The sequence below is a fragment of the Sphingomonas aestuarii genome, assembly GCF_054457155.1.
On sequence record NZ_JBTKVV010000003.1, the window covers coordinates 347,406 to 372,003 of the forward strand.

The following is a 24,598-nucleotide window of genomic DNA, read 5'->3' on the forward strand; positions in this document are numbered from 1 at the left end:
GGCCGCAATGGCGGTCGCGGCGGGGGCGTTCGGCGCGCATGGCGCGGGCGGCAAGGCGGCGGAATGGTTGCAGACCGGCGGCACCTATCAGTTGATCCACGCGGCGGCGGCGGTCGCCGTTATCGCGATGCTGCGCGACGCCGGGCGCGGACCGGCGCTGACGTTGCTGGTCGGGGCGCTGATTTTTGCGGGCACGCTCTATGCGATGGCGTTGGGAGCGCCGCGCTGGTTCGGGGCGATTACGCCGATAGGTGGCGCCGCGATGATCGCGGGATGGCTATGGGTGGCGTGGGTCGGGATGCGAAACTGACGCGGCCTTGGTCCGGCGACAGCGATCGGAGCAATAGACGACCCGGTCCCAGTCGCGCTCCCATTTCTTTCGCCAACGGAACGGGCGGGCGCACGCCGGGCAAATTTTCGACGGCAGATCGCGCTTGGCGATGCCGTTTGGCATCACCGGTTCGCGCGGTCGAGGAACGCCGCTACGGCCGCGAGGTCCACCGACTTGTCGAGATAGGTCCGCCCGATCCCGCGGGCGAGGAGGAAGGGCAGGGTGCCGCCCTCCATCTTCTTGTCGTGCATCATGTGGCCGACCAACGTGTCGCCGCTGGAGGTGATGCCGCAATCCGACAGGCTGGCGGGCAGGCCGACGTCGCGCAGGTGCGCGGCGACTTTTGCCGCGTCCGGGTGCGGACACAGACCCTGCTCGGCAGAGAATCCATAGGCCAGCGCCATCCCGGCCGCGACGCCCTCGCCGTGGAACAGGCGATCGGAAAAGCCGGTTTCCGCCTCCAGCGCATGGCCGAAGGTGTGACCGAGGTTGAGCAGTGCGCGGCGACCGCTGGTTTCGGTTTCGTCCTCGGCGACGATGCGCGCCTTGGCGGCGACCGAATGGGCGATGGCGTAAGCGCGCGCGTCGGGGTCCCCGGCGAGCAGGCTCGCGCCGTTCGCCTCGCACCAGGCAAAGAAATCGGGATCGTCGATCAGCCCGTATTTGACCACCTCGGCATAGCCCGCGCGCAATTGCCGTAGCGGCAGGGTGTCGAGCGTGTCGGGATCGATCAGCACCAGCGCAGGCTGGTGAAACGCGCCGATCAGATTCTTGCCCGCGCGGGTGTTGATCGCGGTCTTGCCACCGACCGAGGAATCGACCTGCGCGAGCAACGTCGTAGGCACCTGCACGAATTTGCAGCCGCGTTTCAGGATCGCGGTGGCGAACCCGACCAGGTCGCCGATCACGCCGCCACCGAGAGCAATGACATGGTCGGATCGCTCGATGCCCAGGTCGAGCAAGCGATCGGTGAGAGATTCGAGCACCGACCAGCTTTTGGTCGCCTCTCCGGGGGCAAGCACGATCGCCTCGCTCGCGACGCCCGCCGCGTGCAGCGATGCCTGCAACGTCGCGAGATGCTGCAAGAGATTGCCATCGGTGACGATCGCCATCCGCCGCCCGCGCGACAGTGGCGCCAGAATCTCGCCTGCGCGACCCAGCAACCCGCGCTCGATCCGCACATCATAGCTGCGCGCACCCAGCGCCACCGGAATGACCGTCAAAGCCCCAGTTCCTTGATAATCGCGGTGACCGTCGCATCGTGCGGCGCGTCCTGGCTGACGACGCGGATCGGGGCGAGCGCATAGACCGGATTGCGGATCGCCGACAGCTCGGTCAGCACCTCCAGCGGCTTGCGCCCGCGCAGCAGGGGGCGCGTGTCGCGGCGCTGGACGCGCTCGGCCAGCACATGGGGTTCGGCGTCGAGCCAGATCGCGATCGACTGCGCCAGGATCAGCGCGCGGGTGTCGTCGTTAATGAACGCGCCGCCGCCGGTCGCCACCACCTTGGGCGCACCGTCGATCAGCCGCGCGATCACCCGACGCTCGCCGTCGCGAAAATAGGGTTCACCGAATTTGTCGAAGATTTCGGTGACGGTCATGTCCGCTGCGACCTCGATCTCGTGATCGGCATCGACGAACGGCAGGCGCATCTTTTGCGCAAGCCTGCGCCCGACGGTGGACTTGCCCGCGCCCATCAGCCCGACGAGCACGATCGCCTCGCCGTTCCATCGTGCTTTTCGCGCATTCGGAGTGTCATGGGTTTGCAGCATCGTCGCAGGCGCTATACATGCCCAAATCGCGTCCGGCAAAAGGCGCGGACCCAAGAAAACTCTGGCCCCGGACAACCGATGAACCGTTCGCTTATCATCCTGATCGTCGTAATCGTCGCGCTGGTCGCCGGTCTGTTCTGGCTGGCGGGAAGCGATTCGGAAAAGGAACCGGTCCGCGTCGAAAAGGCCGTGTCGCTTGAAAATCTCACCAACTAAGGCTTCGATCGGGGCAATCGCGGTCGCCCTGCTGGCCAGCGGTCTCCCCGCGACCGGCCAGGAATCGCTGCTGCCCGAAGGGTTCGGTGATCCCGCGCCCGCACCTGCTCCTACGCCTGCGCCCGCCCCCGCGCCGACGCCGCGTCCCGGCACCACGCCGACTCCCGCGCCGATCGTGCAGCCCATTCCGGTCACGCCGCCTTCGGCCGCGCCCGACGCAACACCGGCGCCGACACCAGCGCCGACGCCGCCCGATCCGTCCGAACTGCTGCGATACGAATTGCCCGAATCGGCCAAGCGTTCGCTGGCGGTCGTGGGCGTGCCGACGCGTGGCGGCGCGGTGGTCGATGCGACCGGATGGGGCGAGGCCGATGGGCGCTTCCTGCAAACGCTGATGCGGCGACTGGACGCGCCGGTCGCGTCGCGCTGGCTGCATATCGGGCTGCGTCGCGTGCTGATGGCGCAGACCAACACGCCGCAAAGCGTGAACGGTGCGGACTTTGCCGCCGAACGCGCCTGGTTGCTGATCCGCATGGGCGAAGCGACCGCGGCGCGCAGCGTCACGCAGGCCGTGGACGTCGAGAATTATACGCCCAAACTCTACCAGATCGCGATGCAGGCGCAGTTGGCCACCGGTGACGCGGGCGGGCTGTGTCCGTTGGTCGGCACCGCGCGCGAAGTCTCGAACGAGCGCGGCTGGGTGATGGCGCAGGCGATGTGCGCCGGGCTGGGCGGCAATCCCGATGAGGCCGGGCGGCTGGTCGACGCCGCGCGCCGCCAGCGCGTCGCGACCGGCATCGATTATGTGCTCGCCGAAAAGGTCGTCGGATCGGGTGCGGGCGGGCGTCGCGCGGTGACCGTCGAATGGGGCGGTGTCACGCAACTGACGGCGTGGCGATACGGGCTGGCGATGGCCACCGCGAGCGAGATCCCCGACAACATGATGCGGACGGTCGGTGGCCATGTCGGCCATTGGAGCGCCCTGTCGCCGGCGATTGCTCCCGAAAGCCGCGTCGTGTTCGCCGAACCGGCCGCGCGCGCGGGCGTGCTGTCGAACGCGGCGCTGATCGACCTGTATGCCGCGATCGACGAAAGCGGCGAGGGGACGAGCGGCGTCCGCACCGTCGCGCGCGATCTGCGCACGGCCTATGTCGCCCAGGCCGCCGCCGACCGGATCGCGGCGATGCGCACCCTGTGGGACGAGCCGGGTCTGCCCGGTGGCAACTGGTCGCGGATGATCCTGACCGCGCGCGCGGCGTCGCAATTGCCGCCGAGCGCGGAACTGGCGGGCGATGCCGACCGCCTGATCGCGTCGATGCTGACTGCGGGACTCGACCGCGCGGCAATGCGCTGGCGCGGGACGGCGGCACAGGGCTCGCTGGGTCAGGCGTTGCTGGCGCTTGCCGATCCCAATCCGCGCGTGCGGTTCAGTGGCGACATCTTGGGCGCCTATGACGGCAACGGCGCGGGCGGAGAGGCGCGGCGGACGCAGTTGTTCCTCGCGGGGCTCGCGGGACTTGGGCGGCTGAGCGAAGGCGATATCGAATCGGCGGCGCAACGCCATGACCTCGCCGTGGGTGTCGAGAATGGCTGGACCCGCGCGATCGCCGAGGCCGCGCAGAATGGCCAGCCCGCCACCGTGATGCTGCTGGCCGGAACGGGCATGCAGACCCCCGACTGGCGCGGGGTGTCGCCAGAGGCGCTGTTCCATATCGTCAGCGCCCTGCGCGTGGCGGGATTGGAAGGCTATGCCCGGATGATTGCGGCGGAGGCCCTGTCGCGGTCATGAGCGCGGCGCCGCGCGGCAGCGGTTCCGACACCGCGCTGATCGGGCGGTTTCTGGAGATGATGGCGGCGGAATCGGGGGCCGCGCGCAATACGCTGATGGCCTATGCCAGCGATTTGCGGCTGGCGTCCGACGCGGTGCCGGGCGGCATCGCGGCGGCGTCGCGCGACGACTTGGCGACGCTGGCCGACGGCTGGGCCGACCTGGCCCGCGCGACCGTGGCGCGCAAGGCAGCAGCGCTGCGGCGGTTCTACGCTTTTCTGGTCGACGACGGACTGCGCGGCGACGATCCCTCGGATGCCTTGCCGCGTCCGGGGACCGCGCGCCGCTTGCCCAAGACGCTGTCGGTCGCCGATGTTGACCGGTTGTTCGCCGCGATCGCCGAACGGCTGGCGTCGGCCGATGTCGCGCCCGCCGACTACCGGCTCTCCGCCCTCGTCGAACTGCTCTACGGATCGGGCCTGCGCGCGACCGAACTCATGTCGCTCCCCCGCAACGCAATCGTCAGCGACCGGCCGTTCCTGATTTTGAATGGCAAGGGCGGACGCGAGCGGATGGTGCCCCTGTCCGACCGCGCGCGCGAAGCGGTGGCGCGGTGGCGCGGTTTCGTGCCCGCGGGTCAGCCCTGGCTGTTCCCGTCGGGCAAGTCGCATCTGTCGCGCATCCGCCTGTATCAATTGCTGAAACTGCTCGCCGCCGATGCGGGGATTCCGCTCGACCGGGTCAGCCCGCACGTCCTGCGCCATGCCTTCGCCACGCACCTGCTGGAGGGCGGCGCGGACCTGCGCGCGCTCCAGACGATGCTGGGCCATGCCGACATCGCGACCACCGAAATCTATACCCATGTCGATTCGAAACGGCTGGTGGAGTTGGTGAACACCCGCCACCCGCTCGTTGACGCGAAGCCCGTCCGGTCCTAACCGCCAAGCCCTTATGGCTAGTTTTCTCGACTTTGAAAAACCGATCGCCGAGCTGCAGGGCCGGATCGACGAACTGCGCGACACCGCAGAGGGCGGCGCGCTCGACATCGATGCGGAGGTCGAGCGGATTCAGGCCAAGTCGGACAAGCTGCTGCGCGATACCTATGCGCGGCTGACGCCGTGGCAGAAGACGCAGGTCGCGCGTCACCCGGAACGCCCCCATTTCAAACATTATGTCGGTCGCCTGATCGATGATTTCATGCCGCTGGGCGGCGACCGCGCCTTTGCCGACGATCAGGCGATCATCGGCGGGATGGGCACGTTTCGCGGACACAGCGTCATGGTGATCGGCCATGAAAAGGGCGACGATACCGCCAGCCGCCTCAAGCACAATTTCGGCATGGGCAAGCCCGAGGGATATCGCAAGGCGATCCGCCTGGTCGAACTCGCCGATCGATTCGGACTGCCGGTAATCACGCTGGTCGATACCTCGGGCGCGTTTCCGGGCGTGCAGGCGGAAGAGCGCGGCCAGGCGGAAGCCATTGCGCGTTCCACCGAAGCCTGCCTCAATCTCGGCGTACCGCTGGTCGCATCGATCCTGGGCGAAGGCGGATCGGGCGGCGCGGTCGCGCTGGCCGCTGGCAACCGGGTGCTGATGATGGAGCACGCGGTCTATTCGGTGATCTCACCCGAGGGCTGCGCATCGATCCTGTGGCGCACCGCCGACAAGGCAGCGGACGCGGCCGAAGCGATGAAGGTGACGGCGCAGGATTTGCTGACGCTGGGGGTAATCGACACGATCGTGCCCGAACCGCTGGGCGGCGCACACCGAGATCCCGCGACTGCGATCGACACGCTGGGCGATGCCATCGAGGCGGCATTGGGCGAATTGACGGGGCGCGATGCGGCGGATCTGCGCCGTGACCGACGGCAGAAGTTTCTGGCGATGGGGCGGGGCTGATCGACGCACGAAAAAAGGGCGGCGGAACCGTGGCTCCACCGCCCTCTTGCACCTAGCCCGAGGTTTACTCGCCTGCTGGCGCACCGTCCTTCATGGCAGTCTTAACATCGCCAAAGGTGTCGGTGAGCTGGTTGCCGAGAGCACCCATTGCGGCGATTGCTGCGACTGCGATCAGCGCTGCAATCAGGCCGTATTCGATTGCGGTTGCGCCCTTGTTGTTGGCAAAAATCTTGCGGATCGTCTTCATACCGGTCTCCATCGTCTCAAAGAAGCTTCACTTACCCGTCTGGTCCGGGTTGAAGCCCGGTCAGCCAAACCGCTTTAAGCGGCCTGTGTTGAAAAAGGCCTAAAAGGGGTTGGTTACCGCGCGGTTAGGAGTTTCCCATCGCAGCGACGGCGGTCTCGCTGATATGATCCCACATTCCGATCGTCGCATTGGCGACGCCGTTCAGCGAAGCGAGCATTGCCAGCACGATCAGCGAGACGATCAGTCCATATTCCACTGCCGTCGCCCCCTTTCGGTCGATCTTCAAAGCGCGTAGCAGCTTGAGCACCGCATGGTCCCTTCTTCACCCAGACTGTCGGAGCCGTAACAAGTGTCGGTTAAGGAATGCCTAGAGACGCCTTCGAAAACGCGCGATTTGTTGCTGGTGGTCGCAGCCGCGCTGATCGATGGCGACGGGCGAGTGCTCGTGCAGCAGCGACCGCCCGACAAGCCGATGGCGGGTCTGTGGGAATTTCCGGGCGGCAAGGTCGATCCCGGCGAGACCCCCGAAGCGGCGCTGCGCCGCGAGCTGGACGAGGAACTGGGGCTGACGATCGACCAGAGCTGCCTGGCGCCCGCAGTGTTCGCGAGTGAGGCGCTGGGCGATTGCCACCTGATCCTGCTGCTCTATGTCTTGCGCAAATGGCCGGGCGTGCCGGAGGCGCGGCACGCGACCGCGCTCAAATGGCTGCGACCGGTGGCGCTGCACGGGCTCGACATGCCGCCTGCGGATCGCCCTCTGATCGGGTTGCTGGAGGCTTTGGTTTAGGGATTGGAGCACGAACGGACGGGGTTGAGCAAGGGCGATGATCGTCAATTCTTTGGCGGTAACCCTGCGGTAATTGCGGCAAAGGCCCGCCCGCCCCGGCTGTGCGGCTTCGCGCCCGGATCGGGCGCGAAGCCGGTCATATAGACGATCTCGAACCGCTCGGCCGTCTTGCCATCGGAATCGGCCAGTGCGCCGAAGGCGTCGCGCGCGCGCGCCAGAACGTCGCGCCGTATTGGGCGTCGTGCACGGAGCAGGTTAGTCGCCGCCATGCCCCGTAGATCGGCGATTAGCCGTGCGAGACCGGAATATCGCACCATCAACGTCTCGGTATCGGCAACCGGATTGGCGAAGCCCGCGCGCCCGAGCAGGTCGCCCGCCGATCGCACATCGATCTGCGGGTGGAGCCGCGGTGCGGGCGGTTCGGGTTCGGCGACGCGGAGCGCCTGACGCAGCGTCGCCAGCGTGCCCGCGCCCAGGAACGCCGCCACGAACATGCCGCCAGGGCGCAGTGCGCGGCGGATCAGCATCAGCGCGCCGGGCAAGTCGTTCACCTGATCGAGGCTGGCGGCGGACACGACCAGATCGAACGTGTGTTCGCCGAACGGCAGCCGGTCCTCCTCGATCTGCAACCCGCTGCATGCGCGCGCGAACGCGCCTCCTGCATCGATTCGCGTGACGCCCGCGTTCTTCCACGCAAAGTCGCCGCGCCAGGCGCCGATATCCAGAATGTCGGTAAAGTCGCGGTCCACCGCCTCAATCCGCTCGACGATCCCGCTCATCATATGGTCGCGCACGAAATCGGCATCGCCGTCCGCGCGCGCCGCGCGATCGCGCGCACGGGCGCGGGCTTTGCGGTCGAAGATTTCAGGCACGTCCACGGCGCGGCTTGTGCCGCGTGCGCGGCCACGCGACAAGAGGGCGTGGTCAACGCTTTCCTCGCTCCGTTTGGTCGGATCGCCGCGTTCGCGCTGCCGCCGCGCTGTCCGGGATGCGGAGCGGTAACGGGCGAGGACCACCGGTTCTGCACCATCTGCTGGGACGATTTGCGTTTTCTGGGCGAGCCGTGGTGCGCGGCCTGTTGCCGACCGTTCGAGGTCGATCGCGGCGACAGCCTTTGCGGCGCGTGCCTGTCCGATCCGCCGGTGCATGACGGCGTGCGCGCGGCGGTCGCCTATGGCGATGTCGCGCGAACGGTGGTGCTGAAACTGAAATATGGGCGGCGGCTGGCCTATGCCGACACGGTCGCGCGGCTGATGGCGCGGCTGGTCCCCGCCGACGCCGACCTGCTGGTGCCGGTGCCGCTGCATCGCTGGCGATTATGGTCGCGCGGCTTCAATCAGGCGCAGTTGATGGCGCAGGGGCTGGCCCGAGGAACGGGCACGCCGATCGCGCTCGACCTGTTGCAGCGGGTGAAGGGCGGCGGATCGCTTCGCGGGAGGGGGCGAAAGGCGCGGGCAAAAAGCGTCGCGGGGGCGTTCGCGCTCGGCCCTGATGCGCGGGACCGGCTTGCCGGGCGGCATGTCGTGCTGGTCGATGACGTGCATACATCGGGTGCGACCGCAAATGCCTGTGCCCGGTCGCTGAAGCGCGGCGGCGCGGCGCGGGTGACGGTGTTGTGCTGGGCACGGGTGCTGCACGACGATGCGGTCGAATAGCGCCGTCGATTGACAAAGCCCCCCCGGCATCCCCACGTCGGTCACATGGCCAGAATCGAAATCTACACCAAAGCCTTTTGCCCCTATTGCACCCGCGCCAAGCGGCTATTGGATGAAAAGGGCGTGGCGTTCGACGAATTCGACATCACGATGGGCGGTCCCAAGCGGCAGGAGATGATCCAGCGCGCAGGCGGGCGAAGCACCGTGCCCCAGATTTTCATCGACGATTCGCACATCGGCGGATCGGACGATCTGGCCGCGCTAGAGCGCGAAGGGCGGCTCGACCCGTTGCTCGGGTAGCCCCGCCATGACGCGCATCGCAATCCTTCAGATGACGAGCGGGATCGATCCCGCCGCCAACGCCGCGACGTTGGTCGATGCCGTGCACGCGGCAAAGGCGGGCGGCGCGGGGATGCTGTTCACGCCCGAAATGTCCGGGCTGCTCGACCGCGACCGGGCGCGCGGGGGCGCGCACATCGTCGATGAGCATGACGACCGCGTGCTGGCTGCCGTGCGCGAGGCCGCCCGTGCGGCGGGGTTGTGGGTGCATCTGGGCTCGCTCGCCGTGCGCGGTGCGGGCGAGCGGCTGGCCAATCGCGGGTTCGTGATCGACGATGCGGGCGAAATCCGCGCGCGGTACGACAAGATGCATATGTTCGATGTGTCGCTGGCGACCGGAGAGGAATGGCGCGAATCGGCGGCTTATTCGCCGGGATCGCGCGCCATAGTGGTCGATACGCCGATTGGAATGCTGGGCCTCAGCATCTGTTACGACATTCGGTTTCCGGCGCTCTATCAGGCGCTGAGCGATGCCGGCGCGACGGTGATCGCCATCCCCGCGGCCTTCACCCGCCCCACGGGCGAGGCGCATTGGGCGACATTGCTCGCGGCGCGCGCGATCGAAAACGGCGCCTGTGTGATCGCTGCCGCGCAAACCGGCGAGCATGAAGACGGGCGTCAGACGCACGGCCATTCGATGGCGATCGGCCCGTGGGGCGAAACGCTGATCGACATGGGCCTCGACGCCGGGCTCGGTTTCGCCCAGGTCGATGCCGCGGCAGTCGGCGAGGTGCGCGGGCGGATTCCCGTGATCGATCATCGCCGCGCGATCCCGGCGGTCGAGGTGATTCGATGATCGTGTTCGATCTTCGTTGCGCCGACGGCCATGTGTTCGAGGCCTGGTTCGGGTCAAGCGCCGCTTATGAAGGCCAGCGTGCGGGCGGGTTGCTCGCCTGTCCCATCTGCGGCGGGAGTGATGTCGAAAAAGCGGTGATGGCGCCCAATGTCGCCGCCAAGGGCAACCGCCGGACGGACGTCGCTGCATCATCGCCCAGGCCCGACTCGCCCGAACCGACGCCCGACATGGTGAAGGCGGTGCTGGCGAAGATCGCCGAGGCGCAGGCCGCAAGCCTTGAAAAATCCGAATGGGTCGGCGGCAACTTCGCGACCCGCGCGCGTGCGATGCACGACGGCGATGAGGCCAGCGCGTTGATCCACGGTCAGGCGACACCGGATGAAGCGCGGGAGTTGATCGAGGACGGGGTTGCCGTGGTGCCGCTGCTGGTGCCGTTCGTGCCGCCCGAACAGCGGAACTAGAGCGTGCAGGTGGGGGTGTCCCCTCATCCGTCATTCCCGCGAAGGCGGGAATCCATTGCCGCTGACATGGGTTATGGATTCCCGCCTTCGCGGGAATGACGAAATGGAGAGGGGAAGGTCGCCGATCATTGCCGATGGCGCAGTGAGCAAAACCCGCGTTGCCGGTCATAGCGCGAACTCCTACGGACGCACCGATGACAGCCTTCACCGACCATCTACGCGATCTGAACCAGTTGGGTCAGCGCAGCCGGTTGCGAGTGCTTGCGCCGCGCGCCGGGCGGGATTTTTCGTCGAACGATTATCTGGGGCTGGCCGGGTCCGCCGCGCTGGGTGCCGCGGTGGCCGAGGCACTGAACCGCGGCGTGCCGGTCGGGTCGGGCGGCTCGCGTTTGCTGCGCGGCAATCATCCCGAGCATGAGGCGCTGGAGGCCGAGGCGGCGGCGTTCTTTGACACCGAGGCAGCGCTCTATTTTTCCAGCGGTTATGCCGCGAACGCGGCGCTGCTCGCGACCTTGCCCCAGCGCGGCGACCTGGTGGTGCACGATGCGCTGATCCACGCCAGCGCGCATGAGGGCATGCGGGCAGGCCGCGCCGGGCATGTTGCGGCGGCGCATAACGATGTCGCGGCCTTTGCCGATGCGATTTCCCACTGGCGCGCGAGCGGTGGCCGGGGGCGGGTGTGGATTGCGGTCGAAAGCCTTTACAGCATGGACGGCGACCGTGCGCCGCTGCACGAGTTGGCCGCGTTGGCGGAGGCCGAGAACGGAGTATTGATCGTCGATGAAGCGCACGCGACCGGCGTGTTCGGGCAGGACGGGCGCGGTTTCGCCCACGATCTCGAACGGCGAGACAACCTTATCGCGCTGCATACCTGCGGCAAGGCGCTGGGGTGCGAAGGCGCGCTGGTTTCCGGCCCGCGCGTCGTGATCGATTTTCTGATCAACCGGGCGCGCGGGTTTATCTTTTCGACGGCGCCGTCGCCGCTGATGGCGAGCGCGGTGCGTGCCGCACTGCGCATCGTCGCGACCGAGCCGGAGCGCCGCGCCGAACTTCATGATCGCATCGCGCTCGCGCACCGGCTGCTGGTGCCGCGCGGGGCAAGCGATACGGGGTCGCAGATCATGCCGCTGCCGATCGGCGACGACGCGACGGCGATGGCGCGCGCGGCGGCGCTTCAAACGGCTGGTTTCGACATTCGCGGCATCCGCCCGCCGACCGTGCCGGTGGGCACGGCGCGGTTGCGGCTGTCGATCACGCGCAACACCGTGCCCGACGACATCGCCGCGCTGGCGGAGGCGCTGGCATGACCCGCGCGATCGTCGTCACCGGCACCGACACCGGCATCGGCAAGACGGTGTTCGCCGCTGGGCTGACCGGGGCGCTGGGCGGCAGTTACTGGAAACCGGTCCAGGCCGGGCTGGACGATGGCAGCGACAGCGCGCGCGTCGTCGACTTGGCGGGCGTGCCTCCCGAGAGCATTCTGCCCGAAGCCTACCGCCTGATCACTCCCTGTTCGCCGCACCGTGCTGCCGAAATCGACCGCGTGACGATCGACCCCGATCGCCTGACCCCGCCGCGGGTGGAGGGACCGCTGGTGATCGAGGGGGCAGGTGGCGTGCTGGTGCCGGTCACGCGCGAGCTGCTCTATGCCGATCTGTTCGCGCGCTGGGGGCTGCCGGTGGTGCTGGTCGCGCGTACCGCGCTCGGCACGATCAACCACAGCCTGTTGTCGATCGAAGCACTGCGGTCGCGTGGTGTCGCCATCCGGGGTATCGCCTTCGTCGGCGATGCGGTCGAGGATAGCGAGGCGACGATTGCTGGGATAGGGAGCGTGAAACGGTTGGGGCGGCTGCCGCCTCTCGCCCCGCTGAACCGCGAGACGCTTGCCGCTGCCTTTGCCGCGAATTTCGACCTGGTGGATGTCGCGCCATGACCTCGCCTGTGTGGCATCCCTTTACCCAGCATGGGCTTGGGGAGGCGATTCCGCTCGTCACCCATGCCGATGGCGCGGCGATCTATACGGCGGATGGTGCGCGGATCATCGATTCGATCTCGTCCTGGTGGGTGACGACACACGGGCATAATCATCCGCGGATCGCAGCGGCGATCGCCGAACAGGCGCAGCGGCTGGACCAGATCATCTTTGCCGGGTGGACGCACGAACCTGCCGAGGCACTGGCGCGGGCGCTGGTCGATCTGATGCCCGCGCCGCTCGCGCATGTCTTCTATTCGGATTCGGGATCGACCAGCGTCGAGGTCGCGCTGAAGATGGCGCTCGGCTATTGGGCCAATCGCGGCGAACCGCGCGACCGCATCCTGATGATGGAACACAGCTATCACGGCGACACGATCGGCGCGATGTCGGTCGGTGCGCGCGGCGTGTTCACGCGCAGCTATGCGCCGCTGTTGTTCGATGTCGGCACGATCCCTTTTCCAATGGGTGACGCGCAGGAGACGCTGGATGCGCTGGAGGCTCAAGCGCGGGCAGGCGCCGCGGCGTTGATCGTCGAGCCGCTGGTGCTGGGGGCGGGCGGCATGAAATTCTACGCGCCCACCATTCTCGCCGAAATGCGCGCGATCTGCGCGCGTTACGGGGTGTTGTTCATTGCCGATGAGGTGATGACCGGTTGGGGCCGCACCGGCACGCTGCTGGCGTGCGAACAGGCAAGTGTCGTGCCCGATCTTTTGTGCCTGTCGAAGGGGCTGACCGGCGGTGCGATCCCGCTCGCGGTGACGATGGCGACGCCCGAGATATTCGACGCGCATTACGCCACCGACCGTGCGCGTATGTTCTTTCATTCGTCCAGCTACACCGCCAACCCGATCGCCTGCGCCGCCGCCAACGCCAATCTCGCCATCTGGCGCGACGAGCCGGTCCACGATCGGATCGAGCTGCTGGCCAAGCGCCAGGCGGAACGGCTGGCAAAAATCGCAGACCACCCCCGCGTGCGCTGTGCGCGTCAGTCGGCGACGATCGCGGCGTTCGAAATCGACGGTGGCGAATTGGGTTATCTCGCCGATATCGCCCCGCGGATGACGCGGTTCGCGCGCGACAACGGCGTGCTGCTCCGGCCGCTGGGCGACACGGTCTATGTCATGCCGCCCTATTGCATCCACACCGCCGATCTCGACGCGGTATACGGCGTGATCGAAGCATTTCTCGACTGACTTTGGACAAGGGACAGCGGCCAACTCGTCCGGGCGTGGGAATGGTGGAGTTGCGTGTCCCCCCACCGGTGCATTTTCATGAATTCCCCCGCTCGCACATCGATGCCACGCGCAAACCGACTTTCAGGCGACCCGGCCATTCGCCATCGACGAACGGCACCCAATCGACGAAATCGGGGTTAAAGCGGGGCTTTGCGACCATCAGCCTGTCGAGCGCATCGCCTGCCGAATGCAAATCGCCACGCCCGACCAGAGCGTGAATTTTCGCGACATGCGCGAACCAGCAAGCTTGCGTCGCATGATCGATCGTTCGGCGGCGACGACGGCCAGGTCGAATTCGCCGCGCATTGCCCGCGCGATCGCAATCTCGCCCTCGACATAGAAGGTGTAATGCTCGCCGATGATCGATGATCAGCGCTTCGTTGAGCGCGGGGTTGAGCGCGATGGCTTTGGTGAGCAGCGCGATCGCCTATTGCGGATGCCGCAACTAGACCTCGGCGATTCCCGCGATGAGATAGCCTCGCCCGTCGGCGGCCGGCTCGACGTGGCAGCGAACGGTGGCGACGACAGGATCGGGTGGATCGAGTTGAAGCGCGAGGGTGGTGACGAGTAAACGATATGCGACGCCGCGCGCTCCGTTTCTGGCTTGCTTCGCTGCGCTCCAAGGACGATCTATTCGCTCTCCGGCCAGCCGCCCGTCTGTCCGAGCGCATGGCCCAGCATCATCGCGGCGCTAACCGCGACGTTCAGCGACCGAAACCCCTCGCGCATCGGAACCCGCACGCGCAGGTCGGCGCAGGTGTGGACGTTGTCGGGTACGCCGGCTCCCTCGGATCCGAACAGCAGGATGTCGCTTGCCTCGAGCCGCACACGGTCCAGCCGCTCGGAACCGTTTGTTGTTGCCAGCACGACCCGGCCATCGACGCTTGTCCGAAACGCATCCCAGTCAACGTGGCGGGTGACGTGGGCGGCATCGGCATAATCCATTCCGGCGCGCTTCATGGCGCTGGCGCCCCACGCAAATCCCATCGGTTCGATCAGGTCGAGCGGCACGCCCATGCACGCGCACAGCCGCAGGATGGTGCCGACATTTCCGGCGATGTCAGGTTGGTAAAGCGCGATCCGCATGATCGCGCACATATCCCGCGTCACGTCTCCGTCACAAGCCGGGCAAAAGGGTGTTGGCAAAACGGCGCATCCCCGTCTATCAGCGCCCCAAGCCACCGGGGGCACCGGGGGGCTTCGCGTGGCGTTCGCCGGGCGGGAACCCTTGGATTTCGCCCCCGCGCTGGATGTGAATCGATGTGCAAGGGCTGATTGATGGCAACGGTTGACCAACCTGTCCCTGCGGGCGAATCGCCTGCGACCCAGGACGACACGCTCCAGAATCCTCGCCGCCGCGACTATATGTCGATCGGCGCGGTGGCATTTGCGGGCGTGGGTGCGGGCGTCATCGCCCTGCCGTTGATCAACTCGATGAGCCCTGCCGCCGATACGCTGGCGCTTTCCACCACCGAACTCGACGTGTCGGGTATCGAGCCCGGCCAGTCGGTCAAATCGACCTTCCGCAAGCAGCCCTTGTTCGTGCGTCATCTGACGCCGCAGGAAATCGCCGCCGCCGACGCGGTGTCGATGGCCGATCTGCGCGATCCGCAAAGCCTGGCGGACCGGACCAAGGCGGGCAAGTCGCAATGGCTGATCACCCTTGGCGTCTGCACCCATCTCGGCTGCGTGCCGCTGGGCGCGGGCGAGGGTGAGAACAAGGGGCCGTTCGGCGGCTATTTCTGCCCGTGCCATGCGTCGGCATACGACACGGCGGGCCGCATCCGTTCGGGGCCGGCGCCCACCAATCTGGAAGTGCCGCCTTATGAATTCACGTCGGACACGACGATCCTGGTCGGTTGAGGACTAAGACGCGATGAGCTTTCCCTGGGCAGAACAATATCAGCCGAAAAATCCATTCATGCAGTGGATGGACAGTCGGCTGCCGTTGCCGCGCTTCGTCTATAACGCGGTGGGCGCGGGCTATCCGGTGCCGCGCAACCTCAACTATTTCTGGAATTTCGGCGTGCTCGCCGGCGCGGCGCTGGCGATCCAGATCGTCACCGGCATCGTGCTCGCAATGCATTATGCCGCCGAAGCGGGCATCGCCTTTTATTCGGTAGAGCGCATCATGCGCGACGTCCCCGCTGGCTGGTTCCTGCGCTATGCGCACGCCAACGGCGCATCGATGTTCTTCATCGTCGTCTATATCCACATCGCCCGCGGCCTTTATTACGGATCGTACAAGGCGCCGCGAGAGATGGTGTGGCTGCTTGGCGTCGTCATCTTCCTGTTGATGATGGCGACCGCGTTCATGGGCTATGTCCTTCCCTGGGGTCAGATGAGCTTCTGGGGCGCGCAGGTCATCACCGGCTTCTTCTCGGCCATTCCGGGCGTGGGCGAAACGCTGCGCGTCTGGCTGCTGGGCGGCTATGTTCCCGACAACGCCGCGCTCAATCGCTTCTTCTCGCTCCACTATCTGCTGCCGTTCGTGATCGCGGGCGTCATCATCCTCCACATCTGGGCGCTGCACATTCCGGGATCGAACAACCCGACCGGCGTCGAGGTGAAGGGCAAGCAGGATACGGTGCCGTTCCACCCCTATTACACCGCCAAGGACGGCGTTGGCGTGGGCGTGTTCTTCCTGATCTTCGCGATTCTGGTCTTCTTCATGCCCAACCTGCTGGGCCATGCGGATAACTATATCGAAGCCAACCCGCTTTCGACGCCCGCGCACATCGTGCCGGAATGGTATTTCCTGCCCTTCTACGCGATCCTGAAGGCGTTCACGATCGACTTCATCATGCCGGCAAAGCTGTGGGGCGTGATTGCGATGTTCGGGTCGATCCTGATCCTGTTCTTCCTGCCCTGGCTCGACAAGTCGCCGGTGCGGTCGGCGAATTACCGCCCGACCTATCGTTGGTTCCTGATCGTTCTGGCGGTGGTCGTGGTGCTGCTCGGCTATCTCGGCGGCGCATCGCCGACGCCGTTCATCATCGGGCTGACCCAGATTGCGACCGCTTATTATTTCATGCATTTCCTGGTCGTGCTGCCCATTGTCTCGTCGATGGAAAAGCCACTGCCGCTGCCCAATTCGATCACCGAAGCGGTGTTGAAGGGTAAGGGCGGAACCAGCCCGGCGCACAGCGCCGTCGCACAGCCTGCCGAGTAAGGGACAAGAGAGAACCATGCGTGGGATTTTGAACTTCCTCGGCGTCAAGGGCATCGCGATCCTGATCGGCCTTGGCTTCAGCTTCGTGCTGCTCATCAGCTTCATCGACACTCTGGGGTCGGAAGGTGAAGCGAAGTCGGCGGAATATGCGCTCCATAAGGAAGCGCGCGCCGCCAACCTGCCGTCGGACGGCCCGCTCGGCCGGTTCGACAATGCCCAGCTCCAGCGCGGGTTTCAGGTGTACAAAGAAGTGTGCGCCGCCTGCCACTCGCTGAAATATGTCGCGTTCCGCGACCTCGCCGCGCTTGGCTATAACGAGGCCGAGATCAAGGCGATTGCCGGACAATGGGCGATCGAGACGCCGACGATCAACCCGGAAACGGGTGAGGCCGCAACGCGTCCGAGCGTTGCTGCCGACCGCTTCCCCAAGCCGTTCGCGAACGAAGTCGCCGCTCGCGCCGCCAACAACAATGCGGTGCCGCCCGATCTCTCGCTCATCACCAAGGCGCGCGTGAACGGCGAAGCCTATCTCTATTCGCTGCTGACCGGTTACGGCCAGCAGCCCGATCCGGCGATCGTCGCCAACTATCCGGAATTCTCGACGCCGGAGGGGCTGTATTACAACCCCTATTTCCCGACCGTGAATCTGGCGATGGCGCCGCCGCTGACCGCCGATGGTCAGGTGACCTATGCCGACGGCACCGCTGCGACGGTGGACCAGATGTCGAAGGACGTGACCGCGTTCCTGGCCTGGACCGCGGAGCCCAAGATGCAGGTCCGAAAGCAGGCGGGACTGGCAACCATCCTGTTCCTGCTGATCTTCATCGGCCTGACCTGGGGTGCGTACAAGAGCATCTGGCGCGACATCAAGTATCAGCAGTAAGCTGACATGGCCGACGGAGATCATAATGCGGACCTCCGGCGGCTGATCCGTACCATCCCGGATCATCCCAAGCCGGGCATCCAGTTCCGCGACATCACCACCTTGCTGCTCGACCCGGTGGGCCTCGCCACCGCGACCGAGCGGATGCTGGCGAGTGTCGAGGGCCCCGTCGACCTTGTCGCCGGCATCGAAGCGCGCGGCTTCGTCTTCGCGCCCGCGCTGGCGCTCGCGCTGGGCGCGGGCGTGCTCCTGATCCGCAAGGACGGCAAGCTGCCCGGCGCGACCATCGCCGAGGATTACGAACTCGAATATGGCGTCGACCGGATCGCCATCCATGTCGATGCCTGCGCGCCCGGCGCACGCGTGCTGCTGGTCGACGACCTGATCGCGACCGGCGGCACCGCGCGTGCGGCCGTCCGCCTGCTGCGCAAGGCGGGTGCGCGGGTGACGCAGGCGAATTTCGTCATCGACCTGCCCGAATTGGGGGGCGCCGACGCCTTGCGGGCCGAGGGAATCACCGTAAGCGCGCTGGTGGCGTTCGACGGGCATTGAACCCCAACGGGTCGGTATAGTCGCGCTAATCCAATCCGCCGCCGCTACGGAACCGTTCGACGCACCGTGACGTTATATCCCGGTTGTGAGGGTTCAGTGCCGGTTCACCGGGCATTTGTTTGTGTGAACAGGATAATCCTCGTCGCTGGGAGAGTATCCAAATGTTACCGCGTATCCGCACCGTCGGGCTGGCCGTCGCCGCCGCCCTTGGACTTTCCGCCTGCACCGATGGCTATGGCTATTCGGGCGTCTCCGTGGGCTATGGCTCGGCGGGGTATTACGATCCCTATTATGCCGGAGGCTATGGCGGGTCGTCTTACTAAGGCTGGTATGGCGATTATTATTATCCGGGCACCGGATATTATGTCTATGGGCGCGACCGCCGCCCGGTGCGCTGGAACAACGCGCAACGCCGTTATTGGGAAGCGCGTCGCGCAGCATATCGCGGTAATAGCCGCGAAATCCGAGCAAACTGGCGCGACTTCGCCCGCGAACGCCGGGCCGACAATCGCGATTATCGCCGCGACGTTCGGGAAAACCGCCGCGAGTTCCGGCGCGGCGAGATCACTCGCCCCGAATATCGTGCCGAGCGCCGTCAGGACCGGCGCGAATATCGCCGCGATTTCCGTCAGGATCGTCGCGAACTTCGCCGCGAAAACCGTCAGGATCGTCGCCGACCCCGATGATCGCACCTGAAATCGGATCTGCGACGGCCGCGGGGCATCAGCCCTGCGGCCGTCGTCCGATCAGGCCATTGGCAACAAAGGTCATGACCGCGACATCGTCCTGATTGAACACCGTCATCCGGCTTTTCGTGCTCGCCATTTCGGGGCGACTGCGCGATTCGCGTTTTTCGAGCAATTCGGTTTCGCAGCGTAACGTGTCGCCGGGATAGACCGGTTTCAGCCAGCGTAATTCGTCGATCCCTGCGGCGCCCAGTCCAGCCTGCGGATGGGCCTGAAACTGCGCGACCAGCATCGACATGGTCATGGCAGTCGTGTGCCAGCCACTTGCCGAAAGTCGCCCGAAATGGGTCTTGGCCGCCGCTTCGTCAGACAGGTGGAAGGGCTGGGGATCGTATTTTCGCGCGAAGTCGGTGACCTCCTCACGCGTGACCTCGTAGCGGCCGAAGCTCGCTTTTTCCCCGACGACCAGATCTTCATAATAACGCATGGTGATGAGTTTCGCATCGAAACCCATCTGGCGTCAATCCAGCGCCGCGATCAGATCGTCGTCGCCATCGATGTCGGTCGCAGGCGGCAGGCCGATCAGGCGGCGCAGCAGCGGATAGACATCGACATTGTCGCCGCCCGACAGCGTGCGCACGGCGGCAAAGGCCGGGCCATGTGCGATGAACGCGGCGCGCATCGCCGGATCGAGATTGTCATAGCCATGCGCGCCGCCCCCGTAATTCGGGTCGATCGGGCGATCGGTCACCGTCCAGCCGCTTTTCGCCAGGCAGATGAAGGCGGGCGTGCGCGGGTTGCGGCCATATTGGAACCGCGCGGGCATCTGTCCCCGCGCCCAGCATTCCATGTTGGCGTGCGGACGGAGCAGCGCGGCGGCGAGCCTGGCTTCGTTGCCGGGGGTCGGTTCCAGCGCCGCATAGGGTCCGCCTTCGATCACGCGGTAAAGCGCGGGATCGGCGACATCCTGAAGCCGGATCACCCGCGATGCGCTGGTCTGGGCCATGCCGTGGTCCGACGTGATGACCAGATTGGCGGGCTGGCCCAGCCCCTCGAGTTCGCTCAGCAGCCGTCCGATCAGCGCATCGGCATTGGCGATCGCCGTGTTGGTCTCCACCGCGTCCGGCCCGTGGCGGTGCCCGGCGGTGTCCACCGTGTCGAAATAGAGCGTCACGAATTGGGGCCGCGTCGCCGCCGGTCGCCGCAGCCAGTCGATCACCGCATCGACGCGCTGGCGTTCCGACACCTCCTGATTGAACTGCTGCCAATCGGAGGGATAGGTGCCGCGGATTTTCGAGTTCGACCCCGGCCAGAACATGGTCGCGGTGCGGATGCCCGCTTTTTCCGCCGTTACCCAGATCGGTTCCGCCTGATCCCACCAACGCGGCTCCAGTCGGGGCAGGGTGAAGATATCGTCGGGGAATTCGGGATCGACGAAGCGGTTGCCGACGATGCCGTGACGGTCGGGGACGAGGCCGGTGACGATCGAATAATGGTTGGGAAAGGTCTTGGTCGGCCAGGCGGGGCGGAGCGATGCGGATACGCCCTCGCGCGCCAGCCGCGACAGGTTGGGCGTCACCCCGCGCGTCAGATAATCGGGATGCATGCCGTCGATCGACACCAGAATAGTGACCGGCTCGCGCGCCTCGGTTTGCGGTGTCGCGCGCGGAAAGGCGCGGTCGGCGACGGCGTCGGCGACCGGCCCGGCAAGGGGCGTCGTGCAGGCGGAAAGAAACATCGCGGCGCCGACGGCCAGCGTTCGTGTGACAAGGTTACGCATGGGTGACCCTGTGGCATCCAAAAGTGACAGTTGGAAGGCAGTTCGAAACTCGGGCGCCAACCTTCCCCCCGTCATGCCGGATCCTTCGACCTTGCTCAGGACAGACTTGTTCCGGCATCCACCGCGCCGCGTCATCAACGATGGTGTGTGCACGCGGCGCGGTGGACCCCGGCACGTTGGCCGGGGTGACGGGGATGGAGATCAGTGCCCAACCGACAGCTTGGCGAACAGCGTCCACTGGACCGGATCGTCGCCATAAGCCGCGTCGAGCGCCGAGGGCTTCGCATAGGTCGCCAGACTGCCGCCCAGCGCCAGGGTGAGGGGCCCGGCGAGCGGCGTGTTCCACGCATAGCCGCCCTCGAACTTGGTCACGCGGAACGTCCGGTCGCCGAGCGGATCGTGATGGTCGAACAGCTCGTCATTGGCGACATTCTCGACCCGTCCGAATACCGCATGGCGCGGGGTGATGTCGTAATTCGCCTCCCCCAGCCACGCGGTCAGGCTGTCGCCCGGCAGCCGGTTCTTGTTGGCGAAGGCGAAGGTCGTGCGGAGCCGCTCGTCCGAATAATGGATGCTGGCGGTGGTTCGCGCCTCGTCCTCGTCGGGATGGAGCACCTCGGGCGATTTCAGGCGACCGTGACTGACCTGTGCCGACCAGTTGGGTGTCGGGTTCCAGGTGGCGCGAACGCTCCACGAATCGAGCTTCGGCGTTTCGATGTCCCAGCGTTCCTCGTCGGGCTCGCGGCCACGGAATGCCGACGCCTCGATCTGGAATTGCCGATTGGCGACGCCTGCGGTGACCACGCCATAGGTGATGTGCGTCGAATCGAACCAGTGGTGGGTGATCGGCGACAGCGGCAGGTTGCGCGCCGAGCCGCGGTGCATGAATGCCGAGGGGCCGAGCGCGGGCTCGCCGACCAGACCGCCATAGACGAAGGCGGTGGCGTCGGCCCCTACGGGCACATCGATCCGCGCGGCCAGTTCCATGAACAGGTCGTGCGGATGCTGGCGATCGACCAGTTTCTCGCCGCGCGCCGTCTCGCCGGTGGCGAACAGATTGGGGTATCCGCGCGCGCCCATCAGCGGCTCCAGGCTGAACATCGATTTGAGTTGCAGCCGCGCGCCGCCCAGATCGGTCTCGCCGGTCAGCATGCCCATCGTCTGGACGAACAGATGGTCGTCGCCGCGCGGGCCGGTCGCCTTGGTATAGGCGGTGGTGGCATAGCCATGCGCCATCACCATCCAGTCGCCGGTGGACAGGTGAACGCCGTGCATGCCGTCCTCGGCTGCGGGCAGGCGAGCGGTGCCGGAGCCCGCGCCAAGCACGTCCGCCGTGACATGCCCGCCGCCATGCTGGGCTTCGCCATGATCCATCGCGCTGTGGTCCATATTCGAATGGTCCATCGTCGAACGATCGACGGGTTTTGCTGGGACGTCCTGTTGCGTCTCGTGGTGCTGGTGCGCCTGAGGGGCAGGAGCGGGCGTCGCAGCGGGCTGGGCCGGGTGATGGCCGTGATGGCCCTTGTGGTCCTGCGCCGTCGCCGCAAACGGCGTCAGCGCGCCTGCGGCAAGCGCCGCGAGCGATACGAATGTCGTCATTTCAATCAAACTCCGCGAATGTCGTCAGGCCGGGCGAACCCGGCGGTCGATCATCCGCGCAGTCGTGGAGGGGGCGTGGCGGGCGGTCGGTCGCCCAGGGCCGCACCGGTCGCAACCGGAACGAAGACGCGCGCGCTCGCGTCGAACAGGCGCGCGGCGACGATCGGCGGGCGGACGGTCGAGGGCGCGATACATCCGATGCACATCGCATCGGCATGGGGATTGGCTTTGGTCGGCGCTTCGGGGGCCGGATCGTCGGACATCGTCATCGCCATTCCGTGACCGGCGTGCTCGACGACCGGCATGGCGCTTGCCTCGGGCGCATGGCACAGCGGCATCGCCATCGCGGGCAAGGCGAGCGCAAGCGTCAGCAGCGCGACGAGCAGGCGAACGAGCATCGTCGATGCCCATAGCGGCTATGACGCACGCAGGCCAGACCGGTCCATCCCTGCGGAACTCGTTGTCCGGCCAGGGGTTTGGCCGACATGCTCCGCTTTTCCGCGCTGGTTGCGCTGTCCGCCCTGCTTGTCGCCTGCTCGGACGGGGAAAGCGATGCGTCCGCGATCGCGCTGGCCGATAACGGTGTGCCCGTCGCGGCGCTGCCCGCCAGCCCGACCGCGGATCGCCAGGCGCTGGTCAATCCCGCCGTGCCCGTCTTGCAAACGATGGCGGCGCCCGATTTCGCCGCTGCCCGGATGCGCGGCGCGGGATGCAAGTGGCGTGCGAGTGACGATGCCGACGCCCTGTTCGCCTTCGACGCCGAAACCGGGGTGGCGAAAGTCGGCGGCAGCTATGTGCGGATGCTCCCCGATCGCGCTTCCGGCGGCCTGCCTACGGGGGCGTTCCGCGCCTATGAAGCCGGCCAGTGGCGCGTCGCGATCGATGGCGGCGAGGGAGCGCCGATCCATCAGGCCGCCGACGGCGCCGAATGGCCTGCAGCGATGACGCTGTCGGTCGATGGCGGGCCATCGCAGCGGTTCGAGAACGGAATCTTGAGCTGCCAAAGCTGAGCCGCGTCGCGCCGACCCCGTGCCCGTACCTTAGACGTTGAATTTGAAATGGAGGACGTCGCCGTCGGCGACGACATATTCCTTGCCTTCCTGGCGCAGCTTGCCCGCGTCGCGCGCGGCGCTTTCGCCGCCCAGTGCGACATAATCGTCATAGGCGATCGTCTCGGCGCGGATGAAACCGCGTTCGAAATCCGAATGGATCGCGCCTGCGGCCTGCGGGGCCTTCGATCCGACCTCGACGGTCCAGGCGCGGGCTTCCTTCGGCCCGACGGTAAAGAAGGTGAGCAGGTGGAGCAGGCTGTAACCGGCGCGGATCACGCGGGCGAGGCCGGTTTCCTCCAGTCCCAGTTCGGCGAGGAATTCGGCGCGGTCTTCCGCCGGCATGGTCGCGATTTCCGCCTCGATCGCGGCGGAGACGACGACCGCCTCGGCGCCCTCCGCCTTGGCCTTGGCGAAGACGCGCGCCGACAGGTCGTTGCCGTTCGCTGCATCCTCTTCGTTGACGTTGCAGACATAGAGGACGGGCTTGGCGGTCAACAACTGCGCCTGGGCGAACAGACGTGCCTCCTCGGGATCGCTCGTTTCCACCAGCCGCGCTGGCTTGCCGTCGCGCAACAGGTCGAGCGCGCGGCCCAGCACCGCGGCGGCGATCTTCGCTTCCTTGTCGCCCTGCTGGCCTTTCTTCACGAGGTTCGGCACGCGCTTTTCGAGGCTTTCGAGGTCGGACAGCATCAGTTCGGTCTCGACCGTTTCCGCGTCGGCGATCGGATCGACCTTGTTGTCGACATGCTGGATGTCGTCATTCTCGAAACAGCGCAGGACGTGGACGACCGCGTCGACTTCGCGGATGTTGCCCAGAAACTGGTTGCCCAGCCCTTCGCCCTTGGACGCGCCGCGCACCAGCCCGGCGATATCGACGAAGCCCAGTTGCGTCTCGATGATCTTGGCCGACCCGGCGATCTCGGCGAGCTTGTAGAGGCGCGGGTCGGGGACCGCGACGTTGCCGACATTGGGCTCGATCGTGCAGAAGGGATAATTCGCCGCCTGCGCCGCCGCGGTTTCGGTCAGCGCGTTGAAGAGCGTCGATTTGCCGACATTGGGAAGGCCGACTATGCCGCAGCGAAAGCCCATCTGGGTGTCCTGAATGATTGGGATTGGGAAGACCCGCTCCCCTAGGCGGCTTGGGCGGACTTGCCAAGCGTCAGGCGGTCGGCGCCAATTCCGCCAGCGGGTCAATGCCCAGCAGCGCACAGGCGATCAGCCCGAGAGCGAACGCGATCAGCGATCCGACCAGGGCATAGCCCAGCGCGGTGAGCAGCGGCGGGTGCGGCTGGCCCAGCTTATGATTGCGATTGGCACCGGCGAACACGACGCTGGTGAGCATGGCGTACAGAAAGGCCACGGCCTCGAACATGCGAAAACCCTTATCCATCGAT

The 24,598-nt window shown here is 66.4% G+C and carries 36 protein-coding genes; 21 read left to right on the forward strand and 15 right to left on the reverse strand.

The features are described from left to right. Window positions 1–7: 7 nt before the first annotated feature. Entirely contained in the window at window positions 8–310 is a 303-nt protein-coding gene (locus ACX0GZ_RS07625; RefSeq protein WP_458815276.1) for a DUF423 domain-containing protein, read from the forward strand. Here the strand turns inward: ACX0GZ_RS07625 and ACX0GZ_RS07630 are convergent. The 3 genes from ACX0GZ_RS07630 to ACX0GZ_RS07640 are packed head-to-tail and all read right to left on the reverse strand — an operon-like array spanning window position 278 to window position 2,102. Continuing rightward, the gene (locus ACX0GZ_RS07630; RefSeq protein WP_458814990.1) at window positions 278–454 is read right to left on the reverse strand and encodes a DUF2256 domain-containing protein; all 177 of its coding nucleotides are present in this window, start codon (window positions 452–454) and stop codon (window positions 278–280) included. The two genes, ACX0GZ_RS07625 and ACX0GZ_RS07630, sit on opposite strands and share 33 nt — an antisense overlap. Further along, complete coding sequence (gene aroB, locus ACX0GZ_RS07635) at window positions 454–1,554, reverse strand: 3-dehydroquinate synthase (RefSeq protein ID WP_458814992.1); 1,101 nt, start codon at window positions 1,552–1,554, stop codon at window positions 454–456. The genes ACX0GZ_RS07630 and aroB overlap by 1 nt, the downstream gene beginning before the upstream one ends. Continuing rightward, window positions 1,551–2,102: a shikimate kinase gene (locus ACX0GZ_RS07640; protein ID WP_458814994.1), complete on the reverse strand. Its 552-nt coding sequence runs from the start codon at window positions 2,100–2,102 to the stop codon at window positions 1,551–1,553. The genes aroB and ACX0GZ_RS07640 overlap by 4 nt, the downstream gene beginning before the upstream one ends. Before the next feature lie 78 nt (window positions 2,103–2,180). Here ACX0GZ_RS07640 and ACX0GZ_RS07645 point away from each other — a divergent pair, with 78 nt between their 5' ends. The 4 genes from ACX0GZ_RS07645 to ACX0GZ_RS07660 are packed head-to-tail and all read left to right on the forward strand — an operon-like array spanning window position 2,181 to window position 5,985. Beyond that, window positions 2,181–2,318 carry a hypothetical protein gene (locus ACX0GZ_RS07645; protein ID WP_458814996.1) on the forward strand — a complete coding sequence of 46 codons (138 nt, stop codon included), beginning with the start codon at window positions 2,181–2,183 and terminating at the stop codon, window positions 2,316–2,318. Next, window positions 2,299–4,107, forward strand: coding sequence for a hypothetical protein (locus tag ACX0GZ_RS07650; RefSeq protein WP_458814998.1), 1,809 nt, complete (start codon window positions 2,299–2,301; stop codon window positions 4,105–4,107). The genes ACX0GZ_RS07645 and ACX0GZ_RS07650 overlap by 20 nt, the downstream gene beginning before the upstream one ends. Next, entirely contained in the window at window positions 4,104–5,024 is a 921-nt protein-coding gene (locus ACX0GZ_RS07655) for a tyrosine-type recombinase/integrase (RefSeq protein WP_458815000.1), read from the forward strand. Before ACX0GZ_RS07650 ends, ACX0GZ_RS07655 begins: the two co-directional genes overlap by 4 nt. 13 nt (window positions 5,025–5,037) lie before the next feature. Next, window positions 5,038–5,985 (forward strand): acetyl-CoA carboxylase carboxyltransferase subunit alpha, encoded by a 948-nt coding sequence (locus tag ACX0GZ_RS07660; RefSeq protein ID WP_458815002.1) that lies wholly within the window; start codon window positions 5,038–5,040, stop codon window positions 5,983–5,985. 64 nt (window positions 5,986–6,049) lie between these two features. Here ACX0GZ_RS07660 and ACX0GZ_RS07665 read toward each other — a convergent pair whose 3' ends face one another. Both ACX0GZ_RS07665 and ACX0GZ_RS07670 read right to left on the reverse strand, forming a co-directional pair. Next, window positions 6,050–6,232: a Flp family type IVb pilin gene (locus ACX0GZ_RS07665; protein ID WP_458815004.1), complete on the reverse strand. Its 183-nt coding sequence runs from the start codon at window positions 6,230–6,232 to the stop codon at window positions 6,050–6,052. A gap of 124 nt (window positions 6,233–6,356) precedes the next feature. Next, window positions 6,357–6,539 carry a Flp family type IVb pilin gene (locus tag ACX0GZ_RS07670; protein WP_458815006.1) on the reverse strand — a complete coding sequence of 61 codons (183 nt, stop codon included), beginning with the start codon at window positions 6,537–6,539 and terminating at the stop codon, window positions 6,357–6,359. 87 nt (window positions 6,540–6,626) lie between these two features. Here ACX0GZ_RS07670 and ACX0GZ_RS07675 point away from each other — a divergent pair, with 87 nt between their 5' ends. After that, the gene (locus ACX0GZ_RS07675; RefSeq protein ID WP_458815278.1) at window positions 6,627–7,019 is read left to right on the forward strand and encodes a (deoxy)nucleoside triphosphate pyrophosphohydrolase; all 393 of its coding nucleotides are present in this window, start codon (window positions 6,627–6,629) and stop codon (window positions 7,017–7,019) included. Window positions 7,020–7,063: 44 nt separating this feature from the next. Here ACX0GZ_RS07675 and ACX0GZ_RS07680 read toward each other — a convergent pair whose 3' ends face one another. Then, window positions 7,064–7,933, reverse strand: a complete 870-nt coding sequence (locus ACX0GZ_RS07680) for a methyltransferase domain-containing protein (RefSeq protein WP_458815008.1) — start codon at window positions 7,931–7,933, stop codon at window positions 7,064–7,066. A gap of 6 nt (window positions 7,934–7,939) precedes the next feature. Here ACX0GZ_RS07680 and ACX0GZ_RS07685 point away from each other — a divergent pair, with 6 nt between their 5' ends. The 7 genes from ACX0GZ_RS07685 (at window position 7,940) to ACX0GZ_RS07715 (ending at window position 13,438) form a co-directional block, all read left to right on the forward strand. Beyond that, the gene (locus ACX0GZ_RS07685; protein WP_458815010.1) at window positions 7,940–8,674 is read left to right on the forward strand and encodes a ComF family protein; all 735 of its coding nucleotides are present in this window, start codon (window positions 7,940–7,942) and stop codon (window positions 8,672–8,674) included. A gap of 45 nt (window positions 8,675–8,719) precedes the next feature. After that, window positions 8,720–8,974 (forward strand): glutaredoxin 3, encoded by a 255-nt coding sequence (grxC, locus tag ACX0GZ_RS07690; protein ID WP_458815012.1) that lies wholly within the window; start codon window positions 8,720–8,722, stop codon window positions 8,972–8,974. 7 nt (window positions 8,975–8,981) lie between these two features. Beyond that, window positions 8,982–9,809 carry a carbon-nitrogen hydrolase family protein gene (locus ACX0GZ_RS07695; RefSeq protein ID WP_458815014.1) on the forward strand — a complete coding sequence of 276 codons (828 nt, stop codon included), beginning with the start codon at window positions 8,982–8,984 and terminating at the stop codon, window positions 9,807–9,809. Then, window positions 9,806–10,270: a DUF1178 family protein gene (locus ACX0GZ_RS07700; RefSeq protein ID WP_458815016.1), complete on the forward strand. Its 465-nt coding sequence runs from the start codon at window positions 9,806–9,808 to the stop codon at window positions 10,268–10,270. Before ACX0GZ_RS07695 ends, ACX0GZ_RS07700 begins: the two co-directional genes overlap by 4 nt. A 194-nt stretch (window positions 10,271–10,464) precedes the next feature. Next, entirely contained in the window at window positions 10,465–11,577 is a 1,113-nt protein-coding gene (locus tag ACX0GZ_RS07705; RefSeq protein ID WP_458815018.1) for an 8-amino-7-oxononanoate synthase, read from the forward strand. After that, window positions 11,574–12,203: a dethiobiotin synthase gene (bioD, locus tag ACX0GZ_RS07710; RefSeq protein ID WP_458815020.1), complete on the forward strand. Its 630-nt coding sequence runs from the start codon at window positions 11,574–11,576 to the stop codon at window positions 12,201–12,203. Before ACX0GZ_RS07705 ends, bioD begins: the two co-directional genes overlap by 4 nt. After that, complete coding sequence (locus tag ACX0GZ_RS07715) at window positions 12,200–13,438, forward strand: adenosylmethionine--8-amino-7-oxononanoate transaminase (protein WP_458815022.1); 1,239 nt, start codon at window positions 12,200–12,202, stop codon at window positions 13,436–13,438. Before bioD ends, ACX0GZ_RS07715 begins: the two co-directional genes overlap by 4 nt. 76 nt (window positions 13,439–13,514) lie before the next feature. Here the strand turns inward: ACX0GZ_RS07715 and ACX0GZ_RS07720 are convergent, their stop codons facing one another. Both ACX0GZ_RS07720 and ACX0GZ_RS07725 read right to left on the reverse strand, forming a co-directional pair. Further along, window positions 13,515–13,640, reverse strand: coding sequence for a hypothetical protein (locus tag ACX0GZ_RS07720; protein WP_458815024.1), 126 nt, complete (start codon window positions 13,638–13,640; stop codon window positions 13,515–13,517). Continuing rightward, a complete protein-coding gene (locus ACX0GZ_RS07725; protein ID WP_458815026.1) occupies window positions 13,640–13,786 on the reverse strand; it encodes a hypothetical protein in 147 nt (48 codons plus the stop codon). The genes ACX0GZ_RS07720 and ACX0GZ_RS07725 overlap by 1 nt, the downstream gene beginning before the upstream one ends. 52 nt (window positions 13,787–13,838) lie before the next feature. On the opposite strand from ACX0GZ_RS07725, the gene ACX0GZ_RS07730 reads away from it, so the two are divergent. Then, a complete protein-coding gene (locus ACX0GZ_RS07730; protein ID WP_458815028.1) occupies window positions 13,839–14,051 on the forward strand; it encodes a hypothetical protein in 213 nt (70 codons plus the stop codon). A gap of 59 nt (window positions 14,052–14,110) precedes the next feature. Here the strand turns inward: ACX0GZ_RS07730 and ACX0GZ_RS07735 are convergent, their stop codons facing one another. Beyond that, a complete protein-coding gene (locus ACX0GZ_RS07735; RefSeq protein ID WP_458815280.1) occupies window positions 14,111–14,566 on the reverse strand; it encodes a tRNA (cytidine(34)-2'-O)-methyltransferase in 456 nt (151 codons plus the stop codon). Window positions 14,567–14,758: 192 nt separating this feature from the next. On the opposite strand from ACX0GZ_RS07735, the gene petA reads away from it, so the two are divergent. From petA to ACX0GZ_RS07765, 6 genes are all read left to right on the forward strand, one after another. Beyond that, window positions 14,759–15,343 carry a ubiquinol-cytochrome c reductase iron-sulfur subunit gene (gene petA, locus ACX0GZ_RS07740; RefSeq protein WP_458815030.1) on the forward strand — a complete coding sequence of 195 codons (585 nt, stop codon included), beginning with the start codon at window positions 14,759–14,761 and terminating at the stop codon, window positions 15,341–15,343. A 13-nt stretch (window positions 15,344–15,356) separates the two neighbouring features. Then, complete coding sequence (locus ACX0GZ_RS07745) at window positions 15,357–16,652, forward strand: cytochrome b (RefSeq protein ID WP_458815032.1); 1,296 nt, start codon at window positions 15,357–15,359, stop codon at window positions 16,650–16,652. Between the two features lie 16 nt (window positions 16,653–16,668). Next, window positions 16,669–17,535, forward strand: a complete 867-nt coding sequence (locus ACX0GZ_RS07750; RefSeq protein WP_458815034.1) for a cytochrome c1 — start codon at window positions 16,669–16,671, stop codon at window positions 17,533–17,535. A gap of 6 nt (window positions 17,536–17,541) precedes the next feature. After that, on the forward strand, window positions 17,542–18,087 hold the full coding sequence (locus tag ACX0GZ_RS07755; protein WP_458815036.1) for an adenine phosphoribosyltransferase: 546 nt from the start codon (window positions 17,542–17,544) through the stop codon (window positions 18,085–18,087). Between the two features lie 161 nt (window positions 18,088–18,248). After that, window positions 18,249–18,410 (forward strand): hypothetical protein, encoded by a 162-nt coding sequence (locus ACX0GZ_RS07760; protein WP_458815038.1) that lies wholly within the window; start codon window positions 18,249–18,251, stop codon window positions 18,408–18,410. 46 nt (window positions 18,411–18,456) lie between these two features. After that, entirely contained in the window at window positions 18,457–18,783 is a 327-nt protein-coding gene (locus ACX0GZ_RS07765) for a hypothetical protein (protein ID WP_458815040.1), read from the forward strand. A 27-nt stretch (window positions 18,784–18,810) separates the two neighbouring features. Here ACX0GZ_RS07765 and ACX0GZ_RS07770 read toward each other — a convergent pair whose 3' ends face one another. From ACX0GZ_RS07770 to ACX0GZ_RS07785, 4 genes are all read right to left on the reverse strand, one after another. Next, window positions 18,811–19,260 carry a MaoC family dehydratase gene (locus tag ACX0GZ_RS07770; RefSeq protein WP_458815042.1) on the reverse strand — a complete coding sequence of 150 codons (450 nt, stop codon included), beginning with the start codon at window positions 19,258–19,260 and terminating at the stop codon, window positions 18,811–18,813. A gap of 33 nt (window positions 19,261–19,293) precedes the next feature. Further along, a complete protein-coding gene (locus tag ACX0GZ_RS07775; protein WP_458815044.1) occupies window positions 19,294–20,553 on the reverse strand; it encodes an alkaline phosphatase family protein in 1,260 nt (419 codons plus the stop codon). A gap of 201 nt (window positions 20,554–20,754) precedes the next feature. Beyond that, complete coding sequence (locus ACX0GZ_RS07780) at window positions 20,755–22,152, reverse strand: hypothetical protein (RefSeq protein WP_458815046.1); 1,398 nt, start codon at window positions 22,150–22,152, stop codon at window positions 20,755–20,757. A gap of 50 nt (window positions 22,153–22,202) precedes the next feature. Further along, a complete protein-coding gene (locus ACX0GZ_RS07785; RefSeq protein WP_458815048.1) occupies window positions 22,203–22,550 on the reverse strand; it encodes a hypothetical protein in 348 nt (115 codons plus the stop codon). 87 nt (window positions 22,551–22,637) lie between these two features. Between ACX0GZ_RS07785 and ACX0GZ_RS07790 the strand changes: the two genes are divergently transcribed. Then, window positions 22,638–23,162, forward strand: a complete 525-nt coding sequence (locus tag ACX0GZ_RS07790; protein WP_458815050.1) for a hypothetical protein — start codon at window positions 22,638–22,640, stop codon at window positions 23,160–23,162. 30 nt (window positions 23,163–23,192) lie between these two features. Here the strand turns inward: ACX0GZ_RS07790 and ychF are convergent, their stop codons facing one another. Together ychF and ACX0GZ_RS07800 are read right to left on the reverse strand one after the other, a co-directional pair. Next, a complete protein-coding gene (ychF, locus tag ACX0GZ_RS07795) occupies window positions 23,193–24,293 on the reverse strand; it encodes a redox-regulated ATPase YchF (RefSeq protein ID WP_458815052.1) in 1,101 nt (366 codons plus the stop codon). Between the two features lie 70 nt (window positions 24,294–24,363). Next, window positions 24,364–24,576, reverse strand: coding sequence for a hypothetical protein (locus ACX0GZ_RS07800; protein WP_458815054.1), 213 nt, complete (start codon window positions 24,574–24,576; stop codon window positions 24,364–24,366). Window positions 24,577–24,598: the final 22 nt, after the last annotated feature.

Coding starts and splice junctions, on each gene's coding strand:
- ACX0GZ_RS07790 (WP_458815050.1), top strand. CDS start 22,638: ATGCTCCGCTTTTCCGCGCTGGTTGCGCTGTCCGCCCTGCTTGTCGCC.
- ACX0GZ_RS07720 (WP_458815024.1), bottom strand. CDS start 13,640: ATGGTCGCAAAGCCCCGCTTTAACCCCGATTTCGTCGATTGGGTGCCG.
- ACX0GZ_RS07625 (WP_458815276.1), top strand. CDS start 8: ATGGCGGTCGCGGCGGGGGCGTTCGGCGCGCATGGCGCGGGCGGCAAG.
- ACX0GZ_RS07785 (WP_458815048.1), bottom strand. CDS start 22,550: ATGCTCGTTCGCCTGCTCGTCGCGCTGCTGACGCTTGCGCTCGCCTTG.
- ACX0GZ_RS07700 (WP_458815016.1), top strand. CDS start 9,806: ATGATCGTGTTCGATCTTCGTTGCGCCGACGGCCATGTGTTCGAGGCC.
- ACX0GZ_RS07660 (WP_458815002.1), top strand. CDS start 5,038: ATGGCTAGTTTTCTCGACTTTGAAAAACCGATCGCCGAGCTGCAGGGC.
- ACX0GZ_RS07755 (WP_458815036.1), top strand. CDS start 17,542: ATGGCCGACGGAGATCATAATGCGGACCTCCGGCGGCTGATCCGTACC.
- ACX0GZ_RS07645 (WP_458814996.1), top strand. CDS start 2,181: ATGAACCGTTCGCTTATCATCCTGATCGTCGTAATCGTCGCGCTGGTC.
- ACX0GZ_RS07630 (WP_458814990.1), bottom strand. CDS start 454: ATGCCAAACGGCATCGCCAAGCGCGATCTGCCGTCGAAAATTTGCCCG.
- ACX0GZ_RS07775 (WP_458815044.1), bottom strand. CDS start 20,553: ATGCGTAACCTTGTCACACGAACGCTGGCCGTCGGCGCCGCGATGTTT.
- ACX0GZ_RS07780 (WP_458815046.1), bottom strand. CDS start 22,152: ATGACGACATTCGTATCGCTCGCGGCGCTTGCCGCAGGCGCGCTGACG.
- ACX0GZ_RS07665 (WP_458815004.1), bottom strand. CDS start 6,232: ATGAAGACGATCCGCAAGATTTTTGCCAACAACAAGGGCGCAACCGCA.
- ACX0GZ_RS07715 (WP_458815022.1), top strand. CDS start 12,200: ATGACCTCGCCTGTGTGGCATCCCTTTACCCAGCATGGGCTTGGGGAG.
- grxC (WP_458815012.1), top strand. CDS start 8,720: ATGGCCAGAATCGAAATCTACACCAAAGCCTTTTGCCCCTATTGCACC.
- ACX0GZ_RS07735 (WP_458815280.1), bottom strand. CDS start 14,566: ATGCGGATCGCGCTTTACCAACCTGACATCGCCGGAAATGTCGGCACC.
- ACX0GZ_RS07705 (WP_458815018.1), top strand. CDS start 10,465: ATGACAGCCTTCACCGACCATCTACGCGATCTGAACCAGTTGGGTCAG.
- ACX0GZ_RS07745 (WP_458815032.1), top strand. CDS start 15,357: ATGAGCTTTCCCTGGGCAGAACAATATCAGCCGAAAAATCCATTCATG.
- ychF (WP_458815052.1), bottom strand. CDS start 24,293: ATGGGCTTTCGCTGCGGCATAGTCGGCCTTCCCAATGTCGGCAAATCG.
- ACX0GZ_RS07730 (WP_458815028.1), top strand. CDS start 13,839: ATGATCGATGATCAGCGCTTCGTTGAGCGCGGGGTTGAGCGCGATGGC.
- ACX0GZ_RS07640 (WP_458814994.1), bottom strand. CDS start 2,102: ATGCTGCAAACCCATGACACTCCGAATGCGCGAAAAGCACGATGGAAC.
- ACX0GZ_RS07750 (WP_458815034.1), top strand. CDS start 16,669: ATGCGTGGGATTTTGAACTTCCTCGGCGTCAAGGGCATCGCGATCCTG.
- ACX0GZ_RS07765 (WP_458815040.1), top strand. CDS start 18,457: ATGGGCGCGACCGCCGCCCGGTGCGCTGGAACAACGCGCAACGCCGTT.
- ACX0GZ_RS07725 (WP_458815026.1), bottom strand. CDS start 13,786: ATGCGCGGCGAATTCGACCTGGCCGTCGTCGCCGCCGAACGATCGATC.
- ACX0GZ_RS07695 (WP_458815014.1), top strand. CDS start 8,982: ATGACGCGCATCGCAATCCTTCAGATGACGAGCGGGATCGATCCCGCC.
- ACX0GZ_RS07800 (WP_458815054.1), bottom strand. CDS start 24,576: ATGTTCGAGGCCGTGGCCTTTCTGTACGCCATGCTCACCAGCGTCGTG.
- bioD (WP_458815020.1), top strand. CDS start 11,574: ATGACCCGCGCGATCGTCGTCACCGGCACCGACACCGGCATCGGCAAG.
- ACX0GZ_RS07655 (WP_458815000.1), top strand. CDS start 4,104: ATGAGCGCGGCGCCGCGCGGCAGCGGTTCCGACACCGCGCTGATCGGG.
- petA (WP_458815030.1), top strand. CDS start 14,759: ATGGCAACGGTTGACCAACCTGTCCCTGCGGGCGAATCGCCTGCGACC.
- ACX0GZ_RS07770 (WP_458815042.1), bottom strand. CDS start 19,260: ATGCGTTATTATGAAGATCTGGTCGTCGGGGAAAAAGCGAGCTTCGGC.
- ACX0GZ_RS07760 (WP_458815038.1), top strand. CDS start 18,249: ATGTTACCGCGTATCCGCACCGTCGGGCTGGCCGTCGCCGCCGCCCTT.